At 69.6% G+C, this 14,520-nt stretch carries 15 protein-coding genes; 9 read left to right on the top strand and 6 right to left on the bottom strand.

Annotated features, from left to right (window positions below; all coding sequences use genetic code 11):
• Nucleotides 1-396: 396 nt before the first annotated feature.
• The gene (locus tag ABGB01_RS41620; RefSeq protein WP_347779466.1) at nucleotides 397-1,338 is read right to left on the bottom strand and encodes a zinc-binding dehydrogenase; all 942 of its coding nucleotides are present in this window, start codon (nucleotides 1,336-1,338) and stop codon (nucleotides 397-399) included.
• A gap of 96 nt (nucleotides 1,339-1,434) precedes the next feature.
• Here ABGB01_RS41620 and ABGB01_RS41615 point away from each other — a divergent pair, with 96 nt between their 5' ends.
• From ABGB01_RS41615 to ABGB01_RS41580, 8 genes are all read left to right on the top strand, one after another.
• Nucleotides 1,435-2,316, top strand: a complete 882-nt coding sequence (locus ABGB01_RS41615) for a LysR family transcriptional regulator (RefSeq protein WP_347779465.1) — start codon at nucleotides 1,435-1,437, stop codon at nucleotides 2,314-2,316.
• A gap of 120 nt (nucleotides 2,317-2,436) precedes the next feature.
• The gene (locus ABGB01_RS41610; protein ID WP_347779464.1) at nucleotides 2,437-2,982 is read left to right on the top strand and encodes a YciI family protein; all 546 of its coding nucleotides are present in this window, start codon (nucleotides 2,437-2,439) and stop codon (nucleotides 2,980-2,982) included.
• 301 nt (nucleotides 2,983-3,283) lie between these two features.
• Nucleotides 3,284-4,141: an aminoglycoside phosphotransferase family protein gene (locus ABGB01_RS41605; protein WP_347779462.1), complete on the top strand. Its 858-nt coding sequence runs from the start codon at nucleotides 3,284-3,286 to the stop codon at nucleotides 4,139-4,141.
• 401 nt (nucleotides 4,142-4,542) lie between these two features.
• The gene (locus ABGB01_RS41600) at nucleotides 4,543-5,142 is read left to right on the top strand and encodes a DUF6230 family protein (RefSeq protein ID WP_347779461.1); all 600 of its coding nucleotides are present in this window, start codon (nucleotides 4,543-4,545) and stop codon (nucleotides 5,140-5,142) included.
• A gap of 73 nt (nucleotides 5,143-5,215) precedes the next feature.
• Nucleotides 5,216-5,764, top strand: coding sequence for a DUF6114 domain-containing protein (locus tag ABGB01_RS41595; RefSeq protein ID WP_347779459.1), 549 nt, complete (start codon nucleotides 5,216-5,218; stop codon nucleotides 5,762-5,764).
• A 228-nt stretch (nucleotides 5,765-5,992) separates the two neighbouring features.
• Nucleotides 5,993-6,226 carry a LapA family protein gene (locus tag ABGB01_RS41590; RefSeq protein ID WP_347779457.1) on the top strand — a complete coding sequence of 78 codons (234 nt, stop codon included), beginning with the start codon at nucleotides 5,993-5,995 and terminating at the stop codon, nucleotides 6,224-6,226.
• 7 nt (nucleotides 6,227-6,233) lie between these two features.
• Nucleotides 6,234-7,238 carry a TIGR00341 family protein gene (locus ABGB01_RS41585; protein ID WP_347779456.1) on the top strand — a complete coding sequence of 335 codons (1,005 nt, stop codon included), beginning with the start codon at nucleotides 6,234-6,236 and terminating at the stop codon, nucleotides 7,236-7,238.
• A 141-nt stretch (nucleotides 7,239-7,379) separates the two neighbouring features.
• Nucleotides 7,380-7,907 carry a hypothetical protein gene (locus tag ABGB01_RS41580; RefSeq protein WP_347779467.1) on the top strand — a complete coding sequence of 176 codons (528 nt, stop codon included), beginning with the start codon at nucleotides 7,380-7,382 and terminating at the stop codon, nucleotides 7,905-7,907.
• Nucleotides 7,908-8,077: 170 nt separating this feature from the next.
• Here the strand turns inward: ABGB01_RS41580 and ABGB01_RS41575 are convergent, their stop codons facing one another.
• Together ABGB01_RS41575 and ABGB01_RS41570 are read right to left on the bottom strand one after the other, a co-directional pair.
• Nucleotides 8,078-9,337 (bottom strand): M24 family metallopeptidase, encoded by a 1,260-nt coding sequence (locus tag ABGB01_RS41575; protein ID WP_347779454.1) that lies wholly within the window; start codon nucleotides 9,335-9,337, stop codon nucleotides 8,078-8,080.
• 83 nt (nucleotides 9,338-9,420) lie between these two features.
• Nucleotides 9,421-10,395 (bottom strand): SDR family NAD(P)-dependent oxidoreductase, encoded by a 975-nt coding sequence (locus tag ABGB01_RS41570; RefSeq protein ID WP_347779452.1) that lies wholly within the window; start codon nucleotides 10,393-10,395, stop codon nucleotides 9,421-9,423.
• A 132-nt stretch (nucleotides 10,396-10,527) separates the two neighbouring features.
• On the opposite strand from ABGB01_RS41570, the gene ABGB01_RS41565 reads away from it, so the two are divergent.
• On the top strand, nucleotides 10,528-11,478 hold the full coding sequence (locus ABGB01_RS41565; protein ID WP_347779450.1) for an AraC family transcriptional regulator: 951 nt from the start codon (nucleotides 10,528-10,530) through the stop codon (nucleotides 11,476-11,478).
• Nucleotides 11,479-12,097: 619 nt separating this feature from the next.
• Here ABGB01_RS41565 and ABGB01_RS41560 read toward each other — a convergent pair.
• The 3 genes from ABGB01_RS41560 to ABGB01_RS41550 form a co-directional block, all read right to left on the bottom strand.
• Nucleotides 12,098-12,484 carry a hypothetical protein gene (locus ABGB01_RS41560; RefSeq protein ID WP_347779449.1) on the bottom strand — a complete coding sequence of 129 codons (387 nt, stop codon included), beginning with the start codon at nucleotides 12,482-12,484 and terminating at the stop codon, nucleotides 12,098-12,100.
• A gap of 291 nt (nucleotides 12,485-12,775) precedes the next feature.
• On the bottom strand, nucleotides 12,776-13,534 hold the full coding sequence (locus tag ABGB01_RS41555) for a GPP34 family phosphoprotein (RefSeq protein ID WP_347779447.1): 759 nt from the start codon (nucleotides 13,532-13,534) through the stop codon (nucleotides 12,776-12,778).
• 102 nt (nucleotides 13,535-13,636) lie between these two features.
• Nucleotides 13,637-14,368, bottom strand: a complete 732-nt coding sequence (locus tag ABGB01_RS41550) for a CPBP family intramembrane glutamic endopeptidase (protein WP_347779445.1) — start codon at nucleotides 14,366-14,368, stop codon at nucleotides 13,637-13,639.
• Nucleotides 14,369-14,520 lie beyond the last annotated feature (152 nt).

Raw genomic sequence — 14,520 nt, 5'->3', positions numbered from 1 at the left:
CGCAGATCAATCTCCGCCACCGAGCCGAACCACCGCGAGAGCCCTTCCGCGGTGGTCAGCGCGGTCCACACCCGCTCGATGGGGTGCCGCAGCACCACCACACGTTCGATCGCGTCCGCAACCATGCTCACCCTCCTTCGCAACCTGCAGGTTGCCATTGATGGCAACCTACCGGTTGCGATAGCTGCCCACAAGCCCCGGCCCTGAGGGCGACTTACTGCGCACCCGCATATGCGGCATCCCTCGCCAGCTTGGACCGACACCTGCACAACGACCGGACGGCGACATGGTCGGGGCAACTGCCGGAGAGCGGGGCGCGGGGTGCTCACGGGTGAGCAGGGTGCCCTTCGCCATCCCCGAAGCAGGCGGATAGCGGGCTTCTGCCGCAGAAGGGCTTCACGCCATGCGGAGGATGACCTTGCCGGTGGTGCGGCGGGTGGTCAGGGCGGTGAGGGCGGTTGCGGCCTGGTCGAGAGGGTACTCGGCGCCCACCATGGGGTGGACGCGTCCCGAGGCGGTCAGGGCGAGCAGGTCGTGAAGCGGCGCGGCGGCAAGGCTGTCGGGGAGGCGCAGGTGGGCGCCCAGCCAGTAGCCGCCGACGGTGATGTTGCGCTCGCTGAGGATCCCGGGGTCGATGGGGGTGGGGTCGATCCCGCCGGAAGTGCCGTAGGTGATCAGACGGCCGAAGGGGCCCAGCGCATGAAGGGCTGCCTCGAAGACGGGGCCGCCGACGGCGTCGAGGATCACGTCGGCGAGGGCGCCGCCGTTGGCTTCGCGGATGCGCTCGGCGTAGCCGTCGGCCTCGCCGGGGATGGCGGCGTCGGCGCCGAGCCGGCGGACCAGGGCACGTTTGTCGGGGGTGGAGGCGGTGCCGATGACCCGTCCGGCGCCGAACTCCTTGGCCAGTTGGATCGCCAGGTGGCCGACGCCTCCGGCTGCGGCGTTGACGACGACGGTTTCGCCGGGGAGGATCCGCGCAGCCGTACGCAGAAGGTGCCAGGCGGTCAAGCCCTGGACCAGGAGGGCGAGCGCGGCGCCCGCGGAGAGGTCTTGGGGGATCTCGACCGGATCCTTCACCAGCGCCTTGGTGGCGAAGGCACTACTGGCGAAGGCGAGCATGCGGCGACCGTCCGGGGTACGGCCGACGACCTCGCCGCCGGGAATGAACGGCAGTTGTGGCGGCAAGTAGGCGCCGCGCAGGCGTTCGGCGTCGGCGAAGTTGAGCCCGGCGGCCTCGACGTCGAGGAGGGTTTGGCCGGGGCCCGGCACCGGGTCGGGAAGGTAGGCGGGGGTGAGGACATCGGGTTCGCCCAGGCGTTCTGCAACCATTGCTCTCATGCCGTAGACGCTAGGAGCCACACGGTTGCGCAGGTAGCGGGTGGGATTTGTGGACGAGGCGGGATGCATGAGAATTTTTCATATGTTGTCGCTCCCGTGGATGACCTGAGTGTGGCCGAGCTGCGCGTGCTGGTGGCGGTGGACGGCGAAGGCAGCGTATCGGCGGCGGGGGTACGGCTGGGGCTGACGCAGTCGGCGGTCTCGCATGCCCTGCGCGCGGCGGAGAAGAAGATGGGCGCGGTGCTCTTCCAGCGAGGGCGGGGCGGTGCTCAGGCCACGTCCGCCGGCAATGCTGCGGTCGGGCACGCACGGCGCATCTTGAGGCTGATCGAGGTCATGAAGGTCGACACCCGAACTGCCGCGCGGGGCGAGGTCACGGGGACGATCCGGGTGGCGGCCTTTCGCAGTGCGGCCTTCCACCTGCTGCCCAGGGTGCTGGTGCGGTTCGGACAGCGGTATCCGACGGTGACAGTGACTGTGCGAATCGTGCCTGATCTGGGGCGGGGGATCGCGGGGGAGGTGGCGGACGGGCGCGCCGATGTGGGGGTGGTCTCGCTGCCGGTGTATGTGGACGGGCTGGTGACGAAGGAACTGTACGCGGAGCCGTACCTGCTGGCTTATCCGGAAGGGCATCCGGATCCGCGGTCGCTGCCCATGATCGATTGGCATGAGAACTGCGCGGGTGAGACCCGGCGCTGGCTGGCGCGGCAGGAGTGGATTCCACCCGGCGACATCACCGTCGAGGACGACGGGGTGGTGATGTCGATGGTGGGGCACGGACTCGGTGCGGCGATCGTGCCCAGGCTGTCCACGGTGGGTGCGCCTGCCAGAGTCGCGACGGCCGGGCTCGGCGACGGTGCGCCGCAGCGCCACGTGGGGTATGTGACCACGCCGGGGATGGCCGGATCGGCGATCATCCGCGATCTGCTCGGCGAGTTGCGAGTGATGAAGGGCGTGGCCGGCCCCGCCAGCGGTTGAACCAGCGAGCGGCCTGCGTCGAGCAACCCGTACAGCTGAGTGGTCTCGGTGGAGGCGTCGGCGCACGGCCGGCAGGACGGTGCGTACGTTGCCGCCCAACCCGTGATAGATAGGCTCGACATGGAATTCTTCTGTTACCACCGTGACCGACCCGGCTCCGCAGCGCTGCGCGAGAAGCTCTCGGAGGAACACTGGTCCTACATGGACCGCTACGACGCGCAGCTGATCGCCCGCGGCCCCACCCTCGACGGCGACACGGCCTCCGGCAGTGTGCACATCGTCGACCTGCCGGACCCCGACGCCGCGCGGGCGTTCGCCTTCGACGAGCCCAACTACCAGGCCGGCGTGTACCGGGACGTGCTGCTGCGCCGCTGGCGCAACGTCCTGGGTCGCACCATGTGGGACTTCCCGGGTGGCCGCGAAGGCGGCAACCGCTATCTGGTTCTCGGCCTCGGCACGGGTCAGGCCGCCGACCTCATTCCACCGCCCGATGGGCGGGACGAGTTGATCGCCTACGGGTCGCTGCTGTCCGACGACGGCGCCACCTGGCTGGGCACGGCAGCCTTGATCCGAGCGACGGATCGGGACACGGCCCGCACCGTCCTGGCCCCGGACCGCTATGCCGATATCGAAGTCCACGACTGGGAGTTCGGCGGACGACGATGAGCAGCAGCGGTTCCATGGCCTGCGGGCACCACCGTGCCTCAGCCGTGGAACGTATCGACAACAACGAGGAGGCGATCGTGCAGCGGCCCAGGGCGTTGAGGTGGGCGTGGCCCAGCGGGGACAGCCGGGTCGCGTCCTCGTCCTTGACCGGCACACCCTGGGCGCGTAACTGGTCCACACATTGGAGACCGACACCGTGAGCGGCGTGGTGTGACAACCGAGCGTGGTCAGACGGGCTGGCCCATGGGCCGGACGGTCAGGGTCGCACACATCAACTCCGGCAGGAAGAGGCACCGAACACATGAAGGACACCGAGATCCCGCGGGCGGTGGCCGCGGCCGTCGACACGGCCGCCGAGTACGGTCTGGGCGCCGACGACGCCGCTGTGCTGCACAACTCGAACCGGATCGCCGTACGGCTGCGGCCCAGCGGCCTGCTCGCCCGGGTCTCGCCCCTCACACACCGCCTCGACTTCGAGATCGAGATCGCCCGGCGCCTGGCCGGGCCCGGCAGCCCGGTGGCGGGTCTCGATCCGAGGACCGAGCCCCGCGTCCATGTCCGCGACGGCTTCGCCGTCACCCTCTGGACCTACTACGAGCCCACCGCCGCACCCGAGAACCACCCGCCCGCCGCCTACGCCGACGCCCTGGCCCGGCTGCACGCCGGCCTGCGCCGCATCAACCTCGCCGCACCGCACTTCACCGACCGCGTCGCCGACGCCCTCCGGGTGGTCGAGGACCCCGCCGTCAGCCCGGACCTCGGCGCCGCGGAACGCGCCCTGCTGACCGACACCCTCCACGGAATCAGCCGCGCGATCCTGGACCGCGGCACGCGGCAACAGCTCCTGCACGGCGAACCGCACCCCGGCAACCTGCTCGCCACCGCGGACGGACCGCTCTTCATCGACCTGGAGACCGCCTGCCGCGGACCCGTCGAGTTCGACCTCGCGCATGCTCCCGAGGACGTCGCCGCGCACTACCCGGGCGCCGACTCCGGGCTGCTCGCCGACTGCCGGATCCTCAGCCTCGCCCTCGTGGTCTCCTGGCGTTGGGACCGCGACGACCAACTCCCCGACGGGCGCAGCAGGGGCCGGGAGTGGCTCGCCCAACTGCAGGCCGCCATCGACCGCCGGGAACACGCCGCCGGTGGCGGCCGCTGAGCGGCGCCCCACCGCCGTAATTATCTTGGGTGGTCAAGCGAAGGACGCATGGGTTGCGCGCTCGCTGATGCGGCGGGCGAGGCGTTCAACAGCACGCTCAGGGTTGAGTACGTCCACCGCCACCGGTTCCGCACCCGGGCCGAGGCCCGCCTGAAGATCGCCCGGCCCTGCTGCAACTGCCTCCCGATCTGCTCGCAGAAGCGCTACCCGATCCATCGGTGCACGGGAGCCGCCTTTCTAGATATGGGCAAACTTGTCCAGCCTCACGCTATAAGCGCCGCGGCGTCCGGCGCGTATACCGACGAACACCGTGCATGTCCCGCATGCTGGCAATAGACCGGACTGTGACTGTCTGTAATGGATTTGCCGGCTCGCCTGAGGGCCGATGTGAAGGGGAGCGCATGATGGCCGAGCAGGGACGCGTGCGATGGAAGCGCTTCGGCCTGATCCTCGTTCCCGTCGCGGCGATGACGTCGCTGCTGATCGGTGCCACAGCTCAGGGGGCCATCGGTGCCACGTTCGTGGTCTCCGGCAACGGCTTCAAACTGTTCGCCGGTGAGCTGCGCGGTCAGGGCTTTTCCTTGGCCACCGACGTGGACCGGACCAAGGATGGCCGGCTGATCCCCGTCATCGTGGCTGGCGTGCGGCGGGCCGCGGTCAGCGAGTTGTGTTCGAGCGCGCTGGTGAAGACACCCGTGGGCACGGTGACGCTCCGGCTGACCGGCGGCCAGGGCGGCAACGAGGTCGACATCGACGATCTGGTGATCGATGTGTCGGTAGGACAGACTGCGGCCTCCATTCGCGACCTTGAGCTGGGCCGGGATGCCAGCACCCTGGACGAGGTCCCGGCCGGCAGGGGGCCGGCCGGAACCTTCGGCGGCCAGGCCAGAGTGGTCACCCTGCGCGACGTCAGGCTGGGCGCCAGGGCCGTCACGGCCGCCACGTTCAGCCTGCCCGACCTCGGTCTCAAGCTGTCGCGCGGCGAGCACGAGTGCTACTGAGGCGGCCCTGGGCTGGCGGATGGCGGGCGGGCAAGGCGCGAGATGAAGGGCGCAAGATGAAGGGCGCAAGATCATGAAGTCGTGGCGGCGTTCCCGGCCGTTCTGGGGCGGGCTGTTCATCGTGGCGGCGGGGCTGGAGCTGCTGTCCATCCCGCTCGCGCTTGACGCGCTGCCTGTGGCCGTCATGTTCGGCACAGTGGGGGCCGGCTATCTCATCGCCCTCGTCTTGATCATCGCGGGGATGCTCGTGTGGCTGCAGCCCGGCCAGCGGGTCTTCCTCGGTCTGATCGCGGTGCTGCTGTCCCTGGCGTCGTTCGTCTACTCCAATTTGGGCGGCTTCCTGCTCGGCATGATCCTGGGCCTGCTGGGTGGCATGCTGGCGGTGGCCTGGACCCCCACCAGCCAGCCGGCAGGCCGCTTGGACACCGTCACCGTCCGGAGCGTCCTGGCAGCGGCCCGGACCCTCACCTCACGCGTGAGCGTGCCGCGCTGGACGGCGGGCATCGCTGTGGGGCGGCGCTGCCGGCGGCTGGTTGTGCCTATGAGGCGAGCCCGTATCGAGGCCGATCCTGTGCCGGCGGATGCGAGTCCCTTCGCGAAGCTGCGAGAGCCGGCAGGGTAATGCGAGAGCCGGCAGGGTAATTGGAGAGGCGCGGCGATCGGGCCGCTCGCGAGCGGCCCTTCCGGTCGATCAGGCGTCGCTGGGGCAGTTGCTCGTGCTGCGGCCGATATACCTGTACGCGCTGCTCACCTGCTGGCGCATCAACCGATGGGGCACCCGCGGGTCCGTGAAGGTCACGCTGGTGAAGGCCTGATCCAACACCGGCGCACACACATCTGGAGGGGATTCGTGGCAGAGCAAGGCCCGCGAGGCCGTCTCGGGGCGGTGCCGCCGCACGTCTGGCTGGCGCTCGTGCTGCTGGTGCTGGCGGTCGCGTTCATCCTGCAAAACCGGCAGGACGCGATGATCCGGCTGTTCACGATCGTGGTGACCGCCCCGCTGTGGGTCACGCTCGTGGCGTGCACCGTCGTCGGGATCCTGATCGGCGCACTGGCCGGCCGCAGGAGCCGAAAGGGGCGGTGACGGCGTGATGAGCCGTCTGCGGGAGCGCGTCCTGCCCTCGGCGCAACGCCGCCCGCTGGAGGAACTGGCCGAGATCCTGGACCTGTCCTCGGGGGACGTGCGCTCGAAACGGTCGGCGTTCTGGACAATGCTCGCCCTGTCGGCCGTCATCGCCGCGGCCGGCATTCACACCGACTCCACGGCCACCGTGATCGGTGCGATGATCATCGCACCGCTGGGCACGCCGATCATGGGCGTCGCGCTGGCGATCGTGCGGCGCCGCGGGCAGAGCGCGATCGGTTTCGTGTTCTTCGGCAGCCTGCTCGTGATCGCCACGGGGATGGTCTTCTCGCTGCTGCTGCCCACCTCGTACGCGCTGCTGGCCAACAGCCAGATCGCCGCCCGCACATCCCCCAAGCTGATGGACCTGGTGGCCGCGCTCGCCACCGGGCTGGCCGGAGCCGTCGCGCACGCCCGCCGCGACGTCGCCGCCGTGCTGCCGGGCGTGGCGATCGCGATCTCCTTGGTCCCGCCGCTGGCCGTGGCCGGGGTCTGCCTCGGTCACGGAGCGGGCTGGCTGACGCTCGGCGCGCTCGTGCTCTTCCTGTCCAACCTGCTGGCGCTGGTGCTGGGCGGCATCGTGGTGTTCACGGCGACCGGGTACGCGACCGAGTCCGTCGCCCTCTCCGGGCGGAGCCGCTGCCGCACCCGTCTCACTCTGGTGCTGCTGGCCGCCGTGGTGCTGCTGCCGCTGTCGGCCAACAGCGTGATCAGCTACCTCCTGGCCGCCTGGAGCGCGCGGGCCAGGACGGTCGCCGCCGAGTGGATCTCCGCGGTGCCGGGCTCGTCGATCGCCGGCGCCGACGTCATCTCCCGCGAGATACACATCCGTGTACGGACGCCGGGCGACGTGCCACCGATCTCCGGCCTCGTCGGCGCGCTTCGCGGCCGGATCCCGGACGGTGTGCCGATCGTGGTCGAGACCACGCAAGGGAGCACGATCCACGCCGGCCGGGTGGGTGCACCCTCCTGAGACCCGCACGGCCCCCCTAAGAGGGGCCCATGACCATGTCACGCGCGCCTGTCTCCGATCGGTGCAGGCGCGGAGCGGGCTCCCCGGATCGGTCCGGGTGCTGCTGTGGGGTCCTGGTCATATCCGGCCGGCGGGCAGCTCATGATCGACCGGATGAGCGACACCCCTGTGGCCGTCTTCACCGCCGCATGGGACGCCGTGCAATGGAACTCGCTGTGGGGCGAGCTGTTCGGCAACCCCACTGAGGTAGGCCCCCGGACACAGAACCTGATCTGGGGCCACTTCGCCGCCGCGCCGCCCGTCGGCACGTCCCCCATCGAGCGCGATCCCGAGCACACCGACGCGTTCGAGCGCAGAATGGTCGCAGACCTGCGACGGGCCGCCGACCGCTACCCCGACGACCGTGCCGTCGCCGAGCTGATCAGCGGCCTGCGCGAGGCGAACCCACGCTTCGCCGACCTCTGGACCCGCTACGAGACCGTGCCGACCGGACGCTCACGCAAGACCGTCGTCCACGCCGAGCTCGGTGAGATCACGCTGGACTGCGACATCCTCACGATCGAGTGCGCCGACCTGCACATCGTGCTCAACTGGGCTGAACCGGGCACCCCCGACGCCGAAAAGCTCGACCTGCTGCGCGAACGGATAGCCGCGACCGCACACCGCTGACATCTCGGCTGGTGACCAGATCACGTCTCACATAACTGTCAGGCTGGGAATTCACGGATTCCCAGGCCTGATCGTGGAGTTGCGAGAGGCGTTCTGTCCCCTCGCCCGGCAGCAGGCAATCTCGGTTCACGGCGTGATCTCACCCGCCGGCCCCATCAGTGGATCTGGGCTCAACGACCCGCCCGTAGGAGCCGTGCCGTGTAGGGGCTGAGCTCCACGGGTTCGTCTTGGCCGACGATCACCGTCCCACCGAGGTGAGCCAGGTGCCGCCCGAAGGCGTACTGGGGCTCGAGCACGAAGGTCATCCCGGGCACGAGCTCCAGGTCCGCCAGGAAGGTGGGATGCCCGTCAGGCACGGGCGGGTAGGCCTCCGCGCCCGGCAGTCTGCGGATATCCGAGCGTCCCTTGCCGACCGCCAGGCCAGGGTTGAGCGAGTGGGCTGTGATGAGGAAGATCGACCCGTCTGCCGCGTCGAGCGGCTCGTGCATCGCATCGACGACGTCGCCGAACGTCCGGCCCGGGCGCAGTGCGGCCAGGCCTGCGTCGTAGGCGGAGCGAGCGAGGGACGCCGCGCGTGCATAGTCCGCGTGCACCTCGCCGACGGCGATCGTGACCTGGTGCTGGGTGTGCAGCCCACCGAAGTGGCTGAACACCTCGGAGTAGATGATGTCGCCGTCTCGCAGGACTCGCGGGGTCTCGGGGCGGTATCCCCACCCGGGCAGGCCGGCGGCCACGGGGTCCGGCCCGGACCAGAGGTGCAGGTTGGCGGGAACGGTGCCGCCTGCGTAGCCCGCGGCCATTCCTGCCGCGTAGATGTGGTTCTCCGGCACCCCAGGACGGGCCGCCTCGACCATCGCCTCGACCATGGAGTCTCCGATCTGGGCAGAGCGCCGCACCATGGCCAGCTCCTCGTCACTCAGCCGCATCCGCAGCTGCCCGAGTTCGAGGTCGACCGACCGGAACTCTGCGTCCGGTAGCTGCGCCAGGACTGCGCTCCAAAGTCCGAACGGCACGATGCCCTCAGGGTGCCAGGGCAGGTGTGGCCCGAGCCCGACGACGCCGATCCTGCCCTGCGCGAACCCCAGTTCCGCCAGGACGGCGGCGAGCGCTCCGGACGTGCGGGAGGTGCGGAGGTTCGCCGGCTGGATCCAGGGGGCCTCGCCGCGCCGGGTGGACTCGAGGTGGTCCATGATGAACATCGGTGCCGGGAACAGGACGACCGGGTCGCCGGTCCGTGGGAGGACGACGGTTGTCCCGGGCCGGCCGTTCGTGAACCACGTGTCGTACGCCACGGCCGCTGGGCCCGCGTCCTCGTGCTCGCCGAACACCAGCAGCGCGTCCAGTCCCAGGTCGTCCAGGAGGCTGCGCGCAGCACGCCAGCGTCGGTCGCGCTCAGCGATCGAGAACCTCAGAATCTCTGCGTCGTTCACGGTGTCATCTCCCTGCCGTCGAGTTCTGCTGATTCGTCGATTCGCCGCGGGCTGATTCGTCGCGGTCCGCGCTCCAGTTCCGGTCATGCGCGCACACCGGTCAGTTCCAGGCTGTCCTTCCAGAGGTCCTCGGCACGCTTCATGTCATACGACTCCTCCGACGAACGGATCGGTGTCCGCCCGTCGAAGTACTTGCCCGTGGTCCCAGCGAGCTCCGGCGCGGTCGCGAGCCAGGCGAGCGCGCCGCCCGACTCCGCGGCCGAGTGGATATTGGGCGTCAGCACCCGCCGCAGCAGCCATGTGATCCTGGGCAACACGTGATGGGCGACGAATCGCGCGGGTGTGGGCAGTGAGCGGCCCAGGCCAGTACCCAGGACCATGCCCGGATTGAAAGCGTTCGCAGTGACGCCATCGGGCAGGCGACGGGCGAGCGCATAGGTGAAGTAGATGTTGGCCAGCTTGGACGTGCTGTACCGGCGCTGCCCCAGCACAAGCCCGGTCGCCGACGCAGCCGACGGTCCAAGCTCGCCTCGGGCCAGTGCCTTCGCGTCGCTCCACGCGGGAGCTGGGCTGAGGCGCAGAGCCGGGTTGTGGGTGTCGCTGGAGGTCACGACGATCCGTGCGGGTGCCCGCAGGATCGGCAGCAGGGCATTCACCAGCACGAAGTGACCCAGGTGGTTCACCCCGAAGGTGGTCTCGAACCCGTCGGCGGTGTGGGCCAGCGTCGCCCCCATCTGCACGCCCGCGTTGCACACCAGTGCGTCCAGCCGGGGGATCTCGCCCGTCTCGGTCCGCCGGGTCAGGTCGGTGGCGAACGCGCGGACCGATGCGAGGGACGCCAGGTCGAGGGTCATCGCCTCGAGGGTGCTGCCGGGTGCGGTGTCAGCGGCCAGCGTGTCGATGACGCCCTGCCCGCGAGCTGCGTCCCGCACGGGCAGGACCACGTGCCACGGCCTGTCCCGGGACGCCAGGACTGCGGCGGCCGCCGCCAGGCCGATCCCGCTGGTCCCTCCGGTGATGACGATGGTCCGGGCGTCGCCCGGGAACGTGTGTGCCACAGCTGCCTGCTTTCCGTGCCCCCGCCGATCTCGTCGACCCTCGACGCGGCGCAAGCCCGAGAACCACAGTGCAACTTTGGTTCTGGACTTTGAATACTTGTCCGTCCGCATTTCTTGCGCAAGAGTGCCAGCATGGTGGCGGATCAGTTGTCCCGTGCGTTCGAGCTTGTCGAGATCCGTGGCGTGGTCGCAGGTGGGTTCGCGGCAAGCGGTCGATGGGTCGCCCGTTCACCGTGCGTCGACTCCTTGAAGCTCATCGCTATGGTGTCCGGCCACGGTCGGCTGATCACCGACGGGATAGAGACAGCGCTTGACCTTGCCCCGGGTGACGTTGCGATCCTCAACAACCGGTCGTGGCTCGAGCACGAGAGTCGCGACGCGGGTACCGGACCGCGTCAGGAGCTCGGACCCGAGGAAAACTTCACCGGGCTGAGTACAGCGGACCGTAGCGTCCACGACGTCGTCATCGGCACTGCCGTGGACGTCAACCACGCTGGCCGCGAGCTCTTGCAGCGGGCACTTCCGCCCGTGGCCCACGTCCAGGCTGCGGCGGCGGCCGCGACCAACCTGCGCAGCCTGCTCGACCAGCTCTTCGACGAGGTCACCCGAAGCCGCGCCGGGTCCGAGTTCGCGATCCGGCAGTACGGTCAGCTTCTCCTGCTGGAGGTACTACGGGCGTACCTCGACCAGGCCGAGGTCCCGCCGGGGTGGCTGCGGGTCCTGACCGACGAACGGCTGCGGCCCGCGACCACCCTGATGCACGCCGAACCGGGCAGGCCCTGGGGCCTGGAGGAGCTCGCGGTCGCAGCGGCGATGTCCCGCTCCTCCTTCGCCCGGCATTTCCGCGCCGTGGCGGGCATGCCACCGCTGACGTATCTGAGCCGCTACCGCATGCTGCTGGCACAGCGCGCGCTGCGCGACGGCGGCACCCGCGTGGCCGAGCTGGCGGCCGACCTGGGCTACGCGTCGGAGGCCGCGTTCAGCACAGCATTCAAACGGGAGGTCGGCTGCTCACCCCTGCGGTACCGGCAAGCGGTGCGCAATGGGCCCCCGGCAATCGGCACAGGGACCGTGAGCGAGTAACGGTCACATCTCGGCGTTACGGATCATCAGGGCGATCTGCACGCGGTTCTCCACCGCCAGCTTGGTGAACAGGCTGCCGGTGTGCGCCTTACAGTCGCGATGCTGATGTGCAGCAGGTCCGCGATCTGCGCGTTGCCCAGCCCGTCCGCGATCGCCTCCGCGGTGTCGAGCTCACGTTGGGTTAGCGCGGAGAGTCGTCGCCGCGCGTGGTCGCGGGAGGAGCGTCAGGCCTCGGCGGACCGTGGCCCGGTCGCTGCGGGGCGATCACCCGTGCCGTGACCGCCGGAGACAGGGCGGGATTCGGCCTGCCGTTAAGGATCTTGGCACCTGGTACACCCATGAGGGTTTGCGCATGTCAGCCGGACCGTCCTCCAATGAGGTGGATCGCCCGGAGGACTCGGGGCTGTCGTCTGTAGAACCGGTTGATGAGGGCGAAGATGACTGGAAGCTCGTGCTTGCGCTGGCACTGTTGGCGATCGACCCGTAGGTGCGGGTGAGCGAGCCTGGGCTGCCGGTGTGTCCGGCCGGAAGGCCGGTGGCGGTCTTGCCCCCGGAGTCGAAGGGAGCGTTCCGAGGCGGGATTCATTGTTATCTGGGGTGCTCAGCACCTTCTCGCAGGTCAGAGCAATATGATCTTGTCAGGCACGTAAGGCATGTTGGCGAGCACACAGTCGGTCACCGCGATCTTCGACGCCGCGTAGGCGATGTTCGGGGCGACCGGCCCGAGCAGTCGCAGCGTCCGCACCGCTCGGTCGACCTCACCGGCGCGCAGGGCGCGGATCACCCGTCGGGGCGCTCCAGGGGTGACGCTCGCCGAGTTGCTGCCGAACACCACGGCCCGGGCATCGCCGCTCGCCGCGAGCGCCGGTCGCAGGGCGGTCAGCAGCTCGACCGTGCCCAGCTGATTGATCTGCGCGATCTTCCGTGGGCGGTCGGGACCGGGTGAGGGGCCGATTCCGGCGGCGAGGACCGCGCCGTCGAGTACGCCGCCGGACCACTCGAGCACTCCGGCGGCCGCGCTGCCGAGCGGCCTTCCGGTGTTCCGAGGTCGGCGAGGATGCCGGCGTCGTGCAGATCCACCTCGATCACGGAGTGTCCGGCGGCACGGAGGCGCCCGGTCACCGCGGCGCCGATCCCCGATGCCGATCCCGTCACTGCGTAGCTGCTCATTCGAATCCCCGCCCCTGCTGAACTTGCCGGTGCGCCGTGTCGAGGCTTCGGGTGGTTCTCGGCGGCGGGCCCATAGGTCTGGATGTCGTCCTTGGACGATCTGTGAGAACCGACGTAGGTCGTTGCTTTAGTTCTGCGGAAGCACGGACGCCGCGATGATGACGTTGTGCACGATGGTCGCGGTGACGGTGCGCGCAACCGCTTCGGCGGCGGCTCCGGCTCCCCAGTTGCCTTGCTCGAGCTCCTTGGCGCGGGTGATCACGGGGGAGGTCCAGGGAATCTCAGGGTCGAATTGGGGAAGCGTCCCGCTTCCCGACAGCAGTGCCGCGAGCGCGGCGACCCGGGGCTGCGGTTCCGCGCCCTCGACGAGCACGTCGCGGACGTCCTCAAGGAGCCGGGACCGGCGCCCGCTTCCGCCGTCCTCGATGACCGTCGTGTTGAACAGGCCGAGCGCCTTGCGGCTTCCGCGGCGGATGTCGCCGCGTTCGACGAGCCTGTCCAGCAGTGGGCTACGCAATGTCGGTCCGATCGCCGCGAGCACCGTCTGGACGCCCCTGGGCTTCTCAGAGAGGTATTCCCATGCGGAGCGGAGGATGTCATCCGACGGCGGGCGGCCCTCGACGGCTTCCACCCGCGTCGTCCCGCCCCAGCCGGTGTTGGTTCGCACATGATCGCCGAGCCCGAGATCTGCGAGCACCCCTCCCGCGAGGGTGTAGAAGAGCGTGTCCTCACCGGCGATGGTCCCGGTGCCCGCCTGGAGGCCGGAATTCGGCTGGAACAGCAGGAGCAGAAGATCCTCCGCCAGGGTCGGGATCCCAAGCCGGTTCGCCTCGCCGGACGTCTCGGCCTTGCCGCCGACGAAGGGTTGTTCAGGCTGCTGAGTCATCGGTCCTGTCTTTCGATGGGAAGTGTGCCGGCTTCGTGACTGAGGAACATCGGAACGAAAAGTAGCGCTAAAGGCACGTGATCATGGTCTTCGGCATGACGGTCAGCCGGGCCCGGTGTTTCCGGTGATCAGTACGAACAGCGGCAGGGCCATGTTGTTGACGACGTGGACGGCCACCGCGGGCCAGATCGACCCGCTGCGGCGCATCGACTCGGCGGCGATGATGCCGACCACGAGCGCCGAGGGCAAGACGATGTTGATGCCGTGGAAGAGGGCGAAGATCATCGAGCTGGACAGGACGCCGACGACGGGCCCGTAGCGCAGCAGGGCGTTGGTGACGACACCGCGGAAGAGGAACTCTTCGCCGATGGGGGTGAGGACGGACAGGAAGGCGAAGGTCAGGATCAGGGGCAGCACGCCGCCGCCGGCCGCGTCGTAGTACGGGCTTTGAGGATTGGCGTCGAACCCGGTCAGGGTGATGACGGCATAGTTCACCACGCCCTTGAGCACGAGAGCGATCACGCCTGCGGCCGCGCCGATGCCCATCCAGCGCCAGGTGGTGCGGCGCACACTGAAGGCGCCCCAGGAGCGGATGCGGATCAGCGCGGCTGCGGCGAAGCCGACGAGGCCGACGATACCCGACCAGGCGGCCAGGGCCAGCCCGTACACCACCGCGTCCAACTCCAGCTCCAGCGGGCCGAAGAACGGAGCCACGGCCCCGGCGGCCACCATCGCGAGTAGGCCGATCACGATCTCGGGCCAGCCCGGGCGCGCCGGAAAAGTGGTGCCGGCCGGGGCCGGCTGCCGCGAGTGGTCGGCATGGTCAGTCGACATGGTGGTGAACTCCTTGTTCTCTGGTCTCGATGGGTGTCGCCGGGCCAGGCGCGTGGCGTCCGGCGCGTGCCGGCCGGTAAGGGGCGCCGGACGCCACGCGCCGTGCGTGGCCGATGCGTTTCAGGACGTCAGGCTGGGCGGGGTTGTACAGG

Origin of the sequence: Nonomuraea sp. B5E05, from assembly GCF_039880665.1 — a bacterium.
In the GTDB taxonomy this organism is placed as follows: domain Bacteria; phylum Actinomycetota; class Actinomycetes; order Streptosporangiales; family Streptosporangiaceae; genus Nonomuraea.
This window is presented reverse-complemented; position numbering and strand designations above follow the sequence as displayed.